A 16,063-nucleotide genomic window follows, 5' to 3' on the forward strand; every position below is an offset into this window, starting at 1 on the left:
ACACATGACTGCTTCTGACGAATGCACAAATCGGATCAAAAATGTCTTGCCAAGCAGGAGCCATCCACACACGCCATTCGCTGCTTGCGCAACTTATTTTGCAAGATGCCAGGCGACGATCATGACTTGGTTATCGAAAACTAGTGTTCAAACATCAGCAAGCGGATGAAAACAACCAACTGTGGCTCCGCCTTCGGCGTCTTCCAAGGTAGGCACCTGAGATCGGCAGCGATCGGTTGCGTATGGGCACCGCGCCGCGAAGGCGCATCCGGGCGGTGGGTCTAGCGGGTTCGGGAGTTCTGTCCCTTTCGCCTCCGGCGCAGTCAATGCGCGACCGACCACCGGCGCGCTGTCGGCGAGAAGCTTGGTGTAAGGATGGCGCGGGTTGGCAAAGACCACCTCGGCGGGGCCAAGTTCCACAACCGATCCAAAGTAAAGCACCGCGATCCGGTCGCTTACCGCTTCGACTACCGCTAGGTCATGGCTGATGAACAGGTAGGTCAGATCGAACTCTTTCTTCAGATCGGCAAGTAAGTTCAAAACCTGTGCCTGCACCGAAACATCAAGCGCCGAAACCGGTTCATCGAGGATAAGAATCCGAGCATTTGCCGCCAGGGCACGCGCGATTCCGATTCGCTGGGCCTGTCCACCCGAGAACTCGTGTGGGTAGCGTTCGAGGAACTCCTCTCGCAGGTTCACGCTCGCGAAGATCTCGGCGATCCGCTTGTCACGCTCGGGTTTCGCCATGCCGTGAAGTTGCTTAAGCGGCGCTTCCATAATCTGGCGGATCGTTTTTCTTGGATTGAGCGAGGAAATCGGATCCTGGAACACGTATTGTATACGTTTACCGAAATCCGCCGGGTCCGCCTTGTTGAGTGCTGCGCCTTCAATCTGGATCGTGCCAGTGGTCGGCGGCAGGAGGCCGACGAGCATTCGCGCAAGCGTAGACTTTCCACAGCCCGACTCGCCAACAATGCCGAGGGTTTCGTTTTTCGTGACCGAAAGTGTGATGGGGTGCACCGCCTTCACCCAACCGGAGGCTGCACCAAAAAGGCTCCGCCCCACGGGGAACGTTTTCGACAGGTTGTCGAGCGTCAGTGCATCGCTCATTCCGCGGCCTCCTTAAACGGCGTTTCGGGGAAGAGGCATCGTACGGCACGTGTGCCGTCGCGCTCTAACGGCACGTCGCCTTGGCGACACGCATCCTTTGCGTTGTGGCAACGGTCAGCAAAGGCACAGCCGGCAGGTAAATTGTCGACCACAGGCGGCAGGCCCGGGATGGCTTCGAGCCGTCGTTTCCCTTCGCCGAGCTCGGGAACGCAAGCCATCAGGCGCGCGGTGTAGGGGTGGCGGGGGTTGTCGAGAACATCACTGGTTTGGCCTTCCTCGACGATGCGGCCCGCGTACATGACGGCGACACGGTCGCATAGTTGCGCTACGACTCCAAAGTCATGGGTGATAAAGACGATGGCAAGCCCGCGAGATTTTCTGAGGTCGTCGAGAAGAGCAAGGATTTGCGCCTGTACAGTCACATCGAGCGCGGTTGTCGGCTCGTCGGCGATGATGACATCGGGATCATTGGCCAGCGCCATGGCGATTCCGACACGCTGCCTCATGCCACCGGACATTTCGTGCGGGTAATCGCTGATCCGCTTCTCGGCGTTTGGAATACGCACCGCTTCGAGCAACTCAATTGCCTTCGCGCGGCCTTCCTCTTTGCCAATCTGCCGATGCGAACGGATCGCTTCGACAAGCTGTTCTCCGACACGGTAAAGCGGGTGAAGTGTGGCCAACGGGTCTTGGAAGATGTAGGCGACGTTGCGCCCGCGCATGTCGCGGAGTTGTTTGTAGGGTGCACCAATAAGATCATTGCCCTCATATCGGACCGCGCCGCCAGTGATGACCCCTGGCGGCGAAGCGACGAGGCCCATGACGGAAAGAGCGGTGACGGACTTGCCGGACCCAGACTCGCCGATGATGCCGAGGCATTCGCCCTTTTCGACATGCAGCGAGACGCCACCGACAGCACGATAGACGCGGTGCTTGACATGGAACTGCGTTTGCAACTCCTGCACTTCGAGCAGCCCCTTATCTTCGGACGCAGGGGCGGGTGCATCGCGCTTTACCATCGTCGCTGCCAAAGGCCGCGACAGCGCGCCGGATTTCAGGCGCGGATCGAGCGCGTCGCGGACGCCGTCGCCAAGCAGGTTGATCGACATCACGATGATCAGGATCATGATCCCCGGCACAATCGACGTGTGTGGGTTCGTAATCAGTGCCGAGCGCGCTTCGCCAAGCATCGAGCCGAGATCAGCCTGCGGTGGCTGCGACCCGAGGCCGAGAAATGACAGGCCCGCCGTCTCAAGGATCATCCAGCCGATTGTTGTCGACATTGCAATGATGATAACTGGAATGACGTTGGGAAGAACTTCGGTCAGGATGATCCGGGCGTTCGACATACCCGCCAGCCGCGCGGCATCGACGAATTCCTTGTGTGCAATGCCGACGGTGATGCCGCGAATGTTGCGGGCAAAGAAAGGCACATTCACCGCAGCAACGGCAATCAACGCGTTGAACAGGCCCGGTCCCAGGGCCGCGACGATGGCGAGCGCGAGCAGGATATAAGGAAACGCCATCAGCATATCGACGCCGCGCATGATGATGTTGTCCGTTCGACCACCATAGAATCCTGCGACGATTCCGATGGCGGCCCCGATGGTCGCAGCGATGATTGCCGCGGTGAAACCAACGGCGAGTGAAAGCTGAGTGCCCCAGAGGAGGCGCGACAGGAGATCGCGCCCGAGATGATCGGTTCCAAGGAGCGCACCCTCGGAGAACGGCGGCTTGAAACGGTTGCCGGTGTCCGTCACGTCCGGGTCGGCCAGCGGCAGTAGCGGTGTCAATAGAACCAGCAGGATAACAAGCGACAGAACGATCCCACCCGCCATAGCAAGCCGGTTCCGCGCGAGCAGGTTGAGAAACGCCATCATGTCTTGATCCTCGGATCAAGCAGGCTTTGGGCGACATCGACGGCGATGTTAAAAAGCACGTAGCAGGCTGCCACGAAGACTACCCCGCCCTGAACTAACAGGATGTCACGTTTGAGGATGGCATCGACCAGCATGCGCCCCACGCCCGGCCACTGGAAAACGATTTCTATGTAGACTGCGCCAGATAGGACAAAGCCTGCTTGAATGCCCAGCACCGGGATGATCGAGACCATCGCGGCCTTGAGCGCATGACGCCAGATTACGCCGCCTTCGGCCACGCCTTTTGCTCGAGCGGTGCGGATGAAGTCCTGTCGCAAGACCTCCAACATTGCTGACCGGGCCAGACGGGCAATAACCCCGGTGGCAACGACCGCAAGGGCGATGGCGGGAAGCGTCAGGTGCGAAATGAGGGCTGCGAAGTCTCGGTCACCATAGATTGGCCACATGCCTGACACTGGGAACCACCTGAGGTTCACGGCAAAAAACAAGATCATCATCATCCCAAGGAAAAACGACGGGATCGAAATGCCCAAAAGCACCACGAAGGTAATCCCCTTGTCCGCCCAGCCATACTGGTTGGCCGCCGAAATGACGCCCGCGGCGACCCCGAAAATAGAGCAAAGCACGAATGCGGTTCCGGCTAGGACCAGCGTTGCGTTAAACCGCTCCAGAACCTCGTCGATGACCGGCCGGTTGAGCGCGAACGAGGTGCCAAAGTCACCGGTCATCATGTTACTGAGCCAGATGAAATACTGTTGCACTAAAGGCTTATCCAGGCCGAGATCGCGGTTCAGTTTTTCGACGTTGTCGGGCGTGGCATAGCTTCCCAGGATGGCCGTCGCCGGATCACCTGGGATCAACGCCATGATGAGAAAAACGATGATTGTGATACCAAACAGCACAGGGATCGCTGAAAGCAGTCGTTTCAGAATATAACCCGCCATCGCTCACCCCGAGTGCTTTAGGAGAAATGTGGAGGGGCAAACTCGCATGTTTGCCCCCCAGGGAGGATCAGTTTTTTGTAACGTCGTCGAGAAGGAGGAAGAACGATGGCTGCAGCGCAAAGTCTTCGACTCGATCGCTTGTGACAGCGTTCTGTTTCCAGTTCGCAACAAAAACCCAAGGCGCATCTTCCTGAACGATGGTTTGCATCTCTTTGTAGAGAGCTGCGCGTTTGTCCTGATCGGTCGCAGCGCGGGCCGCTTCGAGCAATTCATCGACCTTCGGGTTGGAATAGTAGCCCGAGTTGAACCCGCCTTCTTCCGGCCAGGCCGAAGTGCGAAGTGCCAGGAATGGCAGCGTATCCGGGTCGTTCGTCATCCAAGCCATCTGCGCCATGTCAGCTTTGCCTTCGAGGCCAGGGTTCACGTTCCCGAGGAAGGTATTCCACTCGTAGGTCTCGATCTTGACATCAAACCCTACGGCTTCCAGGTCGGCCTGCATCGCGGTGCCCATGGCCACCGGATCAAGCATACCCGAGCCGCCTTCGGTTACGTAGAAAGTTAGCTCTGCGCCTTCGACACCGGCTTCGGCGATAAGTTCGCGTGCCTTGTCGGGGTCATATGGGTACGGTTCCAGATCGGGGTTATAAGCCCATGCGAATGCCGGCGGAGTAGGACCTGCCGCAACATCAGCCGTGCCTTCCAGAACGTCGTTGACGATGGCTTCCTTGTTGATCGCGTAGTTCGCGGCCTGGCGCGCGCGGACGTCGGCAAACGGCCCTTCTTTCGCGTTCAGGATCAGGAACCAGACGTGCGGTCCAGCCTGTTCATGAACGGTGTACTGATCGCCTTCGAACTGGCTCAGCGCGACTGGCGGCACCTCGACCATCAGGTCAATGCCGCCTGCCAGCATCTCTGCTGTCCGCGTGTTGGCATCCGTGATCGGGCGGAAGACGACCGCTTGAAGCGAGGGTGCGCCGTCCCAATAATCGGGGTTGCCTTCGATTACCACCGCCTCGTTGGCGCGCCATTCGGCGAAGGTGAACGGACCTGTTCCAGAGGGATTGCGCCCAAAATCGGCGCCGTGCTGTTCCACGGCAGCGGGCGAAACGATCAAACCGGTTGGGTAGGCCAGGTTCGACAGGAATGGCGCGTATGGAGCGTTCAGTTTGAATTTCACCGTGAGGTCGTCGACCACCTCGACGTTTTCGACAGCCGAGAAGAAGAACGCCAGCGGGAACGGGCCGGTGTCGTGATACGGATGGCTTTCGTCCAGCATACGGTCGAAGTTGAACTTCACCGCTTCAGCGTTGAAAGGGCTACCGTCATGAAAGGTCACGCCCTCGCGCAGGTTGAAGGTGTACTCCGTGCCGTCTTCGGAAATCGCCCAATCCGTCGCAAGCGCGGGCTCAACTTCAAGCGTGCCATCCTTGTAGCGGACAAGTCCGTCGTAGACATTCATCAGTATCCGGAAATCATTGACCGCGGTGACCGCCGCCGGATCGAGCGCTTTTGGTTCCGCGATCTGCCCGACAATAAGGACGCCGGGCGGCGTTTGGGCTGTGGCGCCACTGACCGCTCCGAGGGCCAGCGCTATCGCCGCACCCGAAGCCAGCAGTGTCCGCCGTGTGAAAGAAAAGAGCGACATTGGCTTTACCTCCGTTGTGATGTTCTTAGTTTATTTTTCATGATAAATTGCATCAGGCCAAATTTTCATGATAAATTCAAGCCCACTCGCAAGGAGGTGCCCAAGTGACGATCTCAATCCTGGCTTTTGACAAAGAAACAGGCAGTTACGGGGGTGCAGCAACTACGGGAAGCCTCTGCGTAGGGGGGTGGGTGCTCCGCGGAGACGCCGAATCAGGCCTCTCAGCATCGCAGGGATCATTGCCTTCGACGATGTGGGGGACAGATACTCTCGCCGCCATGCGGGCCGGGAAAAGCGCCAAGGATGCGGTCTTGGGCGTCGTAAACGCCGACGCGGGACGAGCGCAGAGGCAACTCGCGGCGCTCGATCCGAAGGGTGGAGTTTTCGCCTTCACCGGGGAAGACAGCATCCCTGCGGCGAGAAGCCGTTCTGGGTCGAACGTCATCGTAGCCGGAAATCTTCTGAAGAGTGATGACGTGATTGACGCCTGTTTCAACGGCTTTCTAGCCACCGAAGGCTCTTTTGCCGAACGACTTTTGACCGCGCTCGAGGCCGCTTCACTAGAAGGCGGTGACAGTCGGGGGCTGCTGTCCGCCGCTTTGCTGATTGTCAACCGCAGCACAGCTCCGCTGACCCTGCGCGTCGACAAAAGCGCTACACCGCTTTCTGACCTGCGCGCCCTGCACCAGGCCGCTACGTCCGGCACATACGCGGACTGGGCTATGCTCGTCCCAACGCTTGACGACCCCGAACGCGCAGAGCCTTACCTTGAAAAGGCGGACCAGCCCGTCTGATCCGCAAGATACTCGGCCAGCCGCGTGCCGACCTTCGAATTGCCATAGCGATCCAAACCGGGCGACCAGACGGCGATCGATGCCCGCCCGGGTGCGACAATCAGGATTCCACCACCTACGCCGCTTTTGCCCGGCAGACCGACGCGAAACGCAAACTCCCCCGAACCATCGTAGTGGCCGCACGTCATCATGAGCGCACAAATCCGGCGCGCACGCTTTTCTGATATTAGTCCGGTGGCATCAGGAAGCTGCGCCAGAACCGAACCCGCACGGGCGAGTTGCACGCAGTTCATCTCGATCGCACACTGGTGACAGTAGGTGCCAAAAACCCGCTCGGGCGTATTCGACAGATTTCCATGCGATTTCAGGTAATGAGCGAGCGCTAGGTTCCGATACCCTGAGGCCTTTTCCGACTCCGCCACACGCTTGTTGATGTGTATGTCATCGTCGTGCGCCGCTGCGCGCACAAAACAAACAAGCTCGGCGAGGGCATCTTTAGGCTCTCGCCCACCAATCATAGCGTCCGTAGTGACAAGCGCTCCCGCGTTGATGAACGGGTTGCGCGGACGCCCATCCTCTCGTTCCAACAACACTACGCTGTCAAAAGCTGTGCCAGAGGGCTCGCGCCCTACGCGCAACCAAAGATCATCGCCGACCCGGCCCAGAACCGCAGCCAGTGCGAATACCTTTGAGACACTCTGTATAGAGAAAGGCGTTTCGGCTTGCCCTGCCCGCACTACCGCACCGTCAGGCAGAGCGATCGCGACCCCAACCTGATCAGGCGCGATCGAGGCCAACTCGGGGATGTAGGTCGCAACCTGCCCCCAATCGGCCTTTTCAATTGCTTCAGCGACCCCTTGCTCGGCAATCTGCTTTAAACCGGCAAACGTGGTTGAAATCACTCCGCGATGAACCGCTTCATAACGACGGCCTCCTGATCTTCCATTAGGCGGCGGGCGAGTTTCATGTGCTCCAGCATGATGTCCCTCGCGCGGTCAGGGTCGTCTTTTCGCAACGCCTCGATCAGCGCGATCTGGTGGTCTCGGCCTTCGCGCCAAAGCTTGTGGTTCGGCTTGGAATAAAGGCGCTTGTAGACCGTCAACTGGGTCAGAATCTCTGCAAGAAACCCTATCATGAACCCTAGGATCGGGTTCTCAGCATAATCCGCCAGTTTGGCATGGAACAGAAGTGAGTCGACATGCTGAGCACGCTCTTCCTCGGCTGATTCTGCAGGGGTATCATAGCGCATCGTAATTTCGCGAAGCTCTTGAAGCTGAAGCGCTGACAACCGCCCAGCGAGCGACGCAGCGTTCTCCGGTTCTAGCGCCACGCGCACTTGATAGATGTCGTCGATGGAGACGTTCTTGAAATAGAAGAAGTTAGCAAGCAGCGCGTGCGCGCGCTCTGTCGTCACTTCGCCGACAAAACTGCCGCCACCAGGACCCGTCTTCGTGGCGACAAGACCTTGCGCTTGCAACAGTCGCATGGCCTCGCGGATTGTCCCTTTGGACATCTGAAACCGCTCGATGAGTTCAGGCTCGCTGGGCAAGCGATCTCCCGGCTGAAGTCCCTGCTCAACCACCCACGACTTGATTTCATCGGCGACTTGAATGGGGCGCGATCTCTTCCGTTTCGTCTGTGTTTTCTGCGAAGCCAAGGCGCTCCTCACGTTTTTTTGTAGCTTAACGGCGTGATCGCCGTTAAACCATGGAATCAATTTATCATGATAAATTCAAGGAAAATATCATGGATGGTGACATCGCCGCCAAGCGTCTCTCGGCCATTTCCAAACATAGCGCAACAGAGGAAGGCGTTACGCGCCTGCCCTGGACGCCCGAGCATAAGGCCGCGCTGGACGAGATAAAGAGTTGGATGGAGGATGCAGGACTGTCCACCGAACTGGATGCCGCAGGTACACTCGTCGGGCGGTCACCAAATGCAACAGGCAAGCCGGTCATTCTAATGGGTTCGCATCAGGACAGTGTTCCCAACGGCGGTCAGTTTGACGGGATAATGGGGATCGCCCTCGGCTGTCTTGTGGCAAAACGCTTCGAGGGCCTATGGGACGCGCTTCCCGTCGGTATCGAAGTCCTTGCCTTTGCCGACGAAGAAGGCGTTCGGTTTCCGACAGCTCTGATCGGTCCGCGGGCGCTGGCCGGTACGCTTGACCCAACTGTTTTCAAAATGGCCGATCGGCAAGGCATCATGATGGGTGACGCCATGCGCGCTTTCGGGGCCGACCCGAAGCAGGCGTTGACGATTAAGCGCAATCCCAAGTCAATTGTGGGGTATCTCGAAGCACATATCGAGCAGGGCCCGGTTCTTGAAGATGCAAACGTCCCGATAGGGATTGTCACGGCCATATGCGGCATTGCCCGCTATAACGTTACGGTCACTGGAAAAACCGGTCACGCGGGAACTGTCCCGATGGTGGGCCGCCGTGACGCGCTTGTAGGGGCTGCCCACCTGATCAGTGAAATCAACGCACGCGCGACGGCGCAGAAAAATCTCAGGGCAACCGTCGGCACGCTATCGATTAGTCCTGGTGCAGTGAACGCAGTGCCGGGAAGTGTCGATTTCACCCTTGAAGTGCGCGCCGAAGAAGACACGTGTCGCGATCAATTCGCCGAAGAAGTGGAAACGTTCGCAGATGACTGGTGCAGCACAACAGGTCTCCAGTTTTCGATCACGCGCACTTACGAACAGCGCGCTGTCCCCAGCGACGACGAGCTCATGACGACGCTATCGGAAGCGGCTGAGGACACGGGCCACGCAGCCCTGCGTTTGATGTCAGGTGCTACCCACGACGCGTCCGCGATGGCTGATATCTGTCCGGTTGCAATGCTCTTCATTCCCTGCCGCGCGGGTGTAAGCCATCGCCCGGACGAATACGCCGATGCCAACAGCATGAACGCAGCCGTGGATGTTCTCGAACAAGCCGTCAAACGACTTGCGACCAGATACGCAGATAGACTCGAACGTCCCGCCATAACATCTCGATGACGGCTTTCTCGGCGATCCCAAGCTCTCTGAGGCGAATTCCAATCGGCAGTCTTGGTTCGCCATAGTTGCAAACGAATATTCGGCATCTATGCAAAATTTAGCATTACCCGCAGTTGCTTACCACATCCAGACGCCACATTGCTGCCCATTGAAGCTTCCAATTCCTGCACCTGTAAAGTTAACTTCAAAAGGAATTCACTCAGAGCGCAATAGACTGGGCATTACTGTTCCCCACAATTCGAGTAAAGCGAGCATTCATTTATGCAGTGATAAGTTACCAAACTTAATTCATTCCGGACACTTCAAGGTAGCACTGTAATTCTCGCCAAGTCAGGTTCGCTCAATAGGAAAGGCGTTTGTGCCGAAAATGCGATAAGACCATATCTGTAGGTCACTAGAATCAACAATCATCAAATTTGGATTTAGGAACAACCGCGCCTTTAAAACTAAGGACTTGATACACAAGATCTTGAGCATCTTTTAGTGCGGCAGATATTTCACAGCCCAAAAGTCGAGCCGCGAGGTATGCTCCGTTAAATGCGTCTCCAGCTGCGGTACTGTCAACAACATCGACAGGATCAGGCTCAAGCGAAGTATCTCCCTCTCCGTGGCTGCGAACAGTGGTTCCGTTCGCGCCATCTCGCAGAACGATTTCCTGAATGCCTCTGGAATGAAGGCTGTCCAAGGCTTGGGATTTTGAAACCTTCCCATAGATATCATCGATGTCATCCACCGAAGGAAAGGCCACATCCGTAATCGAAAACATAGCGTCATAGTGGGTTTGCGCCTTAGCTACTGTGCCCCAAAGCACTGATCTGTAGTTGGTGTCGAACGCAATGACTGTGCCTCTGCCTCGCAACTCCTCACATGTCTCGATTAGTCGTTCTCTTTGATTATTTTCAAGAATGGCAAGAGTAATACCGCTGAGATAGACAACGTCAAAGCGCTCTAGATCACGCAGATTTGGTCGATCTTGTTGAAACAGCTGTCGCGCACATGATCCGCAAAGGTCAATTCACGCCCGAACTCTGTCCATTTCTACAGTTCGCAGAACTGGCGGTCTAACCCATCGGCACAAAAGCAGGTTTCCGAACAACTGTACACTTTGCAACGGCACCTCGAAAATTAACCTTGCGTGGGCGTCGAATTCATTAATGATGCTGGCATGCTTGCCAGCTGAAGATCACAATATAAACTTTTTGCGCATTACCTTTTCTGTTTTGCTAAAATTCAGTTACATCCGATAAGTATCGCTTATCATGATTGATTGAAATTTGCCGCGAAGCGGTGCAGAATGTACCCCATGAAGCCGCCTGCCCTCTATCTTCCAGCTGCCTCCCCTGCCCTGTCGCAGGCGGATCAGAAAACGCTGACCGACCTGTATGTGCGCGGCACGCCGGCCAATACGCTGCGCGCCTATGAGCGGGATCTGCTCTACGTGACGGCATGGAAAGCCGCGCGTTTCGGGTCAGCCCTGGATTGGCCTGAAAGTGAGGCCATCGCGCTGGCTTTTATTCTCGATCACGCCCGCGATCTGAACGACGCACCAGAAACGGATGTAGCGCGCGAAAGCGCAGAAACGCTGATCGCGCAAGGGCTGCGCAAGTCCCTCTCCTGCCCGGCCCCGTCGACGCTCGATCGGCGCATCGCCTCCTTGCTGGCCTTTCACCGGATGAAGAACCTGACTTCGCCCTTCGACGCGCCCCAGGTCAAGCAAGCCCGTGCCAAAGCCCGCCGCGCCGCTGCCCGGCCCCCTGCCCCGAAGTCGCAGCATCCGATCACCCGCGATGTGCTGGAGCAGCTGCTGGCCACCTGCCACGGCACGCGCCGCGATGGCCGCGACCGGGCGCTGTTGATGCTCGGCTGGGCTTCGGGCGGTCGGAGGCGCTCGGAGATCACCGGGTTGATGCGCGTGGATGTCTCGCTCAAGGAATTCGACAAGAGCGGCGTCGTCTGGCTCTCGCTGCTGGAAACCAAAACCACCCAGAAGGGCGAGACCCCGCGACTGGTGCTGAAGGGACGCGCCGCGCAAGCCTTGGTGCATTGGATCGAGGTTGGCGGGATTGAGGATGGACCGCTGTTCCGCCCTGTCTCGAAAGCGGATCGTGTGCTGAAACGTCGTCTGAGCCCGGATGCGATTTATCAGATCGTCAAACACCGCCTGAAACAAGCCGGATTGCCCGAGGATTTTGCCTCGCCCCACGGGCTGCGCTCGGGGTTTCTGACCCAGGCCGCCCTTGACGGCGCCCCGATCCAAGCCGCCATGCGCCTGTCTCTGCACCGCTCCCTGGCCCAGGCACAGAAATACTACGATGACGTCGATATTGCAGAGAATCCAGCCACAGATCTGTTGGGGTGAGTTGGAGCTAAACGAAAAAAAGCGGTAACCCATGGGTTACCGCCATTAAAATCAAGAAATGTAAGCATGGGTAACCCGCGGGTTACTACTCGTTCAAAACAGCTTCGAAAGCTTCAACCGCTCTCTGGAGCTTAGAACGGTCAATCGAACTAAAGTCTTGACCAGACAATATTCTGCACTCTCCCTTTCGCGCAGTGATTTTTGAAGCGCCCACGTGGAACTCATACTTCACGCTCTCGACTTTCTCACGTCGCTTGCCTCTACCACGTTCAGAATCAGTATCTGCCAAGAAAGCATCAAGTGCCTCGTTTTGCTCATGAACTGTGGATGCGCGCGCCAACACATCTCTTAACACAGCAGCTGAACCCGACGAAGCTCGAAGTTTCCGCGCAACTTCAACGCCAAGGTTTCTGGAGACACTCTTAGGAAACGGCAACGCGCCCTCAAGTTCATTGAGCAGGTAAACAAAGCTACGAATATAAGAGCGTTTCATCTTGTGCAGCGATGAGTAAAGCCTTCCGACCAAAGCTTCTGCATCCCCTGCCCCCAACTCAGAATCGTTGGAAGCAAGAATTGCCACTTGCGCCATCTCAGCAAATGTCAGGTCCTCTCGAACAACGTTCTCTTCAACCATGTCAATGTAAAGGTCGATGCGATCACTCTGGGATTCGGCAACTCGAGCTGTAACACTGGAAAACCGTTCATCACCAGTCTCCTCATAAAGCTGTCTAAGAGCAGTTACTCGTCTCCAACCCTTTTTGAGCTGGAAACGACCATCTGAATCCTTATAAAGCTCTATGGGCTCCTTCTGGCCGCGTTCCTGAATAGAAGCCTTGAGTTCATCCATCTCATCCGAACTTGCGACGGCCGATAGATCCAAGCGATCTCTTGGAAGATCTGTCGTAAGAATTTCATTGATGCTGACCGCAACCAAAACTCGCCCCTCGTCACGAGCTTTGCGATACTCCTTGGCATCGGAGGCATTTTGCCGTCGCTGTTCGACACGGTTCTCAGTGCTTTCATTTAAACTGTTTGCTGTCTCGCGTACCGCAGCCCCCATTGGGCCCACTTCGCGGCGGCGTGCTTTCTTGAGGTCATCTTCATCAATCGGAGTGAAGCCAAATTTGTTACCGCTCATTCTACCCGCTCCTCTACTTTAGTACGCGCCTCCCAGGCCCGTAGGACGACGTCCTTAAATTCACTGTATGCATTATCAAAGGACAGACGCGCCCGTTTCCATGTGTCCCGAGTCATCTGCCTATAGTCCTGCTCGTAGACAGACATCTGGAACCTACCAGATTGCTCGACCGCACGTGTCATTTCGATGGGATTTTGACAGACATCGGCCCCGAAGACATTTTTGAAAGCGTCCATCATCGCCACATGCAGAGAGTTGCTGGCCTCAAAGCGAGTCATGAGAACACGTATGTCATCGAACCTTTTAGGAAGAGTGATACCAGCATCCTGTGCAATACGTTCGAAACCGTTAGTTATGTCTTCTAAAGCGTCGCCAAGCTGACCAAGATAACTCGTTGTGCTGTCATACTCCCAATAACCAGGACCAGACGGAATATAGAGGATATCAGCGGCAAAGGCTGCATTCAAAGACTGGTATCCAATTGCAGGCGGGCAATCGAAAACAATCAAATCATATTGGTCGTCTGGCAACTCATCGAGATATCTTGCGACGCATCCAAAAAAACTCCATGCCTTATGAATGGACCTATATTGGGCGGAAGCAAATTCAACGAAGGCGGCGTTCGCGCAGCTCGGAATGATGTCAATCGTCGACCATGAAGTTCTTTGAATGAAATCCTGAACACGCTGTGCGCCGATCGACTGAACATCTTCTGGCAACTCGTCGGCAGTAGGGTAGGGGCAATCTGCAGGATCATCATATTCGTCCGCGATCCGGTTCGCCTCACGGCAGAGGTCGCGACACATAATGCCCCAGACAGTATTCCACTCTCTTACTTCAGCCAGACCCATTGAATGAGTGAGTGTCGCCTGGGGGTCAAAATCCACCACCAAAACACGATAACCATCAAGCGCAGCCGCATTCGCCAAGTGCTGAGCAACGACAGTTTTGCCAACACCACCCTTAAAGTTCGAAACCGCCACTCTCATAGCCCGGCCTGCCGGCCTTTGAGGCAGAAGGCTCTTACCCCTAAATCTCAGACGCCGTCTCAGCTCATTAATCTCAGCAAGAGAAAACCATCTTTGCCGTCCATCATCTTCAGTCGCACCTTGCGGAAGAGACGGGTCTTCGGCCAACTTCTTTCTCAAGGTGTCGGCCGGGACATCAAACATGAACTGGCTAATTTCCCAGATTGAGAATGGTCGAAGAACTTTCTCGTCTGCAGGCGAGAAAGTAGCGCGGCGGACGGCAGCCTGTTGAGCCAGGCTTCGTTCGTTCATAGCTTGAAGGTCGGTGTGGTCACGCATGATGTTGCTCTTGTTATAAGACGGTTGTCTTTTAATAACGCGATTTTCGGAAACTGCAAAACGTAAAGAATAGAAATTCCGCTTTTTTGCCTATGATCCGTTAAATACGGGAAGAAATTCGAATGCCAGGCTAAGTTTTGGTGACAAGCATCAATCACTAACTAGATATATGGTGACATTCACCCTCTAATAGGGTGTCATCCTGCATGTCACCTATTACCTATTAACCGAATTTTCTTTTGATTTTGAAAAATGAAGTGGGTATCCTGCTTTTCAAAGTTCGTTGACAAACTACGGGATTTCATCACACTGAACCCAATTGATGGAATCGGATAGCAAGACCGATCCGCTCGAGGCACAGTGGCAGTATAAAAATGGAAATAAAACGATTTACAGGACATCAGGCCGGTTCACAGAAGTACGATCTACTAACTGCAATCTCTGTTGCGGGATTATGTGGTACACCCGGTTTTCAAAATTCAATGATGCGACTCATTGCGTTGATAACCGCCCGATACAATTGGCGCACTGATGAGCTGACGGTCGGACAAAAAGAAATGGCCCGCCTCTGGGCCGTAGACCAACGAACCGTCAAGCGAGAAATTAAGCGGTTGACGAATTATAATATGCTTCTTCAGCTTAGGCCCGGAGTTAGAGGCCGTGTTGCGGCGTACCGACTCAACTACGCGGAAATTTATCGCCTAAGCAAACCAGTTTGGCAAAATGTTGGTTCTGATTTTGTATCACGCATGGAAATGCAAGTACCAAAACCATCCGAAAAGGTCGTTCATGTACAATTTGGTCAAGAAAAACAATTAGAAGTCGAACCTGAGAGGCAAGATCTTCAAAGTCCGTGGGGTAGGGCGCTCCAACGCTTGTCAGAGTCAGAAATGTTGTTGTTCAAATGCTGGTATCGTGACCTTCAACTTGTTGAAACCCAAGATCAGACGATCACCTTGCGTGCGCCAAGCAAGTTCATTGCACAGTACATTCAGTCTCACCATTTGAAACCTTTGCTTGGGGCTATCCAACTTGAATTTGGGCGAATTCAGAAGGTGCGTCTGATAGGCTAACTGGACCATGCCGTTGCTTTGCTTAAATTTGTTTGAATTAAACCAGTCAGATTTGCAGATTGAAACTAGTAGGGATCCGTTCTTTATCGCAGTCGTTGGTCGGCATGTTGCAACTTCGTGTGTTTATTCCAATTGAGGCTTGGTCTACAATGATATTTGGGAAAGTCTTGTGATCTAATTCAATGGCGCGCTCTACACAGTATCTGTGATCCTATTCGCGGTCTACTTCTGCGTTCGAAACGGCTTTTCCTATCGTGATCTAGAAGAAATACCGGCTGAAAGTAGTGTTAAGGTCGAACATGCGAGGATGAACAGCTGGTTAGTAATGTATTCATCCTTGGCGGGTCGCAAATCAAAGAAGAGAACAAAATCTCCAAGCAGGATCACCGGCTCATCAAGCAGCTTACGAGGCCCATGCTTCGCTTTGAAAGCTTCACCCCGGTTGTTGCAGACATCGAAACAGCAAATTTGATCGGTAAGAGGCCGCTGGGACGTTCGACACGCGGATTCCGCTCATTTGCAGAGCTCGCTGGATAATTGAACCTAATCAGAGTGATAGCTTTATTTCTCTGCTATGTTTGCGACAGCTCCACAGATTCTACTTGGTACGGTTGAGGTGAGCCCATTTTCGGATCAGACTTTCAGAATCGGATGCAACATGAACCCGATCAGCACAACAATATTGTCGCGTTTTAATCAAAACCAGCTAACTCTCCGTCTCTAGGGGAGGGGGGTCTGGGCGCAAGTTCAGACCATCTTACATGGGTGCGATCCAGAAATTTGGGTCAGTTGGTTTCAACATTTGAACGA

At 55.0% G+C, this 16,063-nt stretch carries 13 protein-coding genes; 4 read left to right on the forward strand and 9 right to left on the reverse strand.

The features are described from left to right. Positions 1–147: 147 nt before the first annotated feature. From ACR0KN_RS11160 to ACR0KN_RS11175, 4 genes are all read right to left on the reverse strand, one after another. Entirely contained in the window at positions 148–1,110 is a 963-nt protein-coding gene (locus ACR0KN_RS11160; protein ID WP_480653528.1) for an ABC transporter ATP-binding protein, read from the reverse strand. Beyond that, the gene (locus ACR0KN_RS11165; protein WP_480653886.1) at positions 1,107–2,987 is read right to left on the reverse strand and encodes a dipeptide/oligopeptide/nickel ABC transporter permease/ATP-binding protein; all 1,881 of its coding nucleotides are present in this window, start codon (positions 2,985–2,987) and stop codon (positions 1,107–1,109) included. Before ACR0KN_RS11165 ends, ACR0KN_RS11160 begins: the two co-directional genes overlap by 4 nt. Then, positions 2,987–3,934, reverse strand: coding sequence for an ABC transporter permease (locus ACR0KN_RS11170; protein WP_170772298.1), 948 nt, complete (start codon positions 3,932–3,934; stop codon positions 2,987–2,989). The genes ACR0KN_RS11165 and ACR0KN_RS11170 overlap by 1 nt, the downstream gene beginning before the upstream one ends. A 67-nt stretch (positions 3,935–4,001) precedes the next feature. Continuing rightward, positions 4,002–5,579, reverse strand: coding sequence for an ABC transporter substrate-binding protein (locus ACR0KN_RS11175; protein WP_170546899.1), 1,578 nt, complete (start codon positions 5,577–5,579; stop codon positions 4,002–4,004). Between the two features lie 104 nt (positions 5,580–5,683). Between ACR0KN_RS11175 and ACR0KN_RS11180 the strand changes: the two genes are divergently transcribed. Beyond that, positions 5,684–6,373, forward strand: a complete 690-nt coding sequence (locus ACR0KN_RS11180) for a DUF1028 domain-containing protein (protein WP_480653531.1) — start codon at positions 5,684–5,686, stop codon at positions 6,371–6,373. Here ACR0KN_RS11180 and ACR0KN_RS11185 read toward each other — a convergent pair. Continuing rightward, positions 6,343–7,272 carry a glutaminase gene (locus ACR0KN_RS11185; protein WP_480653888.1) on the reverse strand — a complete coding sequence of 310 codons (930 nt, stop codon included), beginning with the start codon at positions 7,270–7,272 and terminating at the stop codon, positions 6,343–6,345. The genes ACR0KN_RS11180 and ACR0KN_RS11185 overlap by 31 nt on opposite strands. Next, on the reverse strand, positions 7,272–8,042 hold the full coding sequence (locus ACR0KN_RS11190) for a FadR/GntR family transcriptional regulator (RefSeq protein ID WP_480653533.1): 771 nt from the start codon (positions 8,040–8,042) through the stop codon (positions 7,272–7,274). Before ACR0KN_RS11190 ends, ACR0KN_RS11185 begins: the two co-directional genes overlap by 1 nt. A gap of 77 nt (positions 8,043–8,119) precedes the next feature. Between ACR0KN_RS11190 and ACR0KN_RS11195 the strand changes: the two genes are divergently transcribed. Further along, a complete protein-coding gene (locus tag ACR0KN_RS11195; RefSeq protein ID WP_480653535.1) occupies positions 8,120–9,376 on the forward strand; it encodes a M20 family metallo-hydrolase in 1,257 nt (418 codons plus the stop codon). A 400-nt stretch (positions 9,377–9,776) separates the two neighbouring features. On the opposite strand, the gene ACR0KN_RS11200 is transcribed toward ACR0KN_RS11195, so the two are convergent. Beyond that, entirely contained in the window at positions 9,777–10,391 is a 615-nt protein-coding gene (locus tag ACR0KN_RS11200) for a PfkB family carbohydrate kinase (protein ID WP_480653890.1), read from the reverse strand. Positions 10,392–10,679: 288 nt separating this feature from the next. Here ACR0KN_RS11200 and ACR0KN_RS11205 point away from each other — a divergent pair, with 288 nt between their 5' ends. Then, positions 10,680–11,735 (forward strand): tyrosine-type recombinase/integrase, encoded by a 1,056-nt coding sequence (locus tag ACR0KN_RS11205; RefSeq protein ID WP_480653537.1) that lies wholly within the window; start codon positions 10,680–10,682, stop codon positions 11,733–11,735. An 85-nt stretch (positions 11,736–11,820) separates the two neighbouring features. Here ACR0KN_RS11205 and ACR0KN_RS11210 read toward each other — a convergent pair whose 3' ends face one another. Together ACR0KN_RS11210 and ACR0KN_RS11215 are read right to left on the reverse strand one after the other, a co-directional pair. Next, a complete protein-coding gene (locus ACR0KN_RS11210) occupies positions 11,821–12,873 on the reverse strand; it encodes a ParB/RepB/Spo0J family partition protein (protein ID WP_480653539.1) in 1,053 nt (350 codons plus the stop codon). Next, entirely contained in the window at positions 12,870–14,180 is a 1,311-nt protein-coding gene (locus ACR0KN_RS11215) for an AAA family ATPase (RefSeq protein WP_170772308.1), read from the reverse strand. Before ACR0KN_RS11215 ends, ACR0KN_RS11210 begins: the two co-directional genes overlap by 4 nt. A 374-nt stretch (positions 14,181–14,554) precedes the next feature. Here ACR0KN_RS11215 and ACR0KN_RS11220 point away from each other — a divergent pair, with 374 nt between their 5' ends. Next, the gene (locus ACR0KN_RS11220; protein WP_480653541.1) at positions 14,555–15,253 is read left to right on the forward strand and encodes a DnaA N-terminal domain-containing protein; all 699 of its coding nucleotides are present in this window, start codon (positions 14,555–14,557) and stop codon (positions 15,251–15,253) included. The last annotated feature ends 810 nt before the right edge of the window (positions 15,254–16,063 follow it).

Source organism: Ruegeria sp. AP7, from assembly GCF_056539905.1.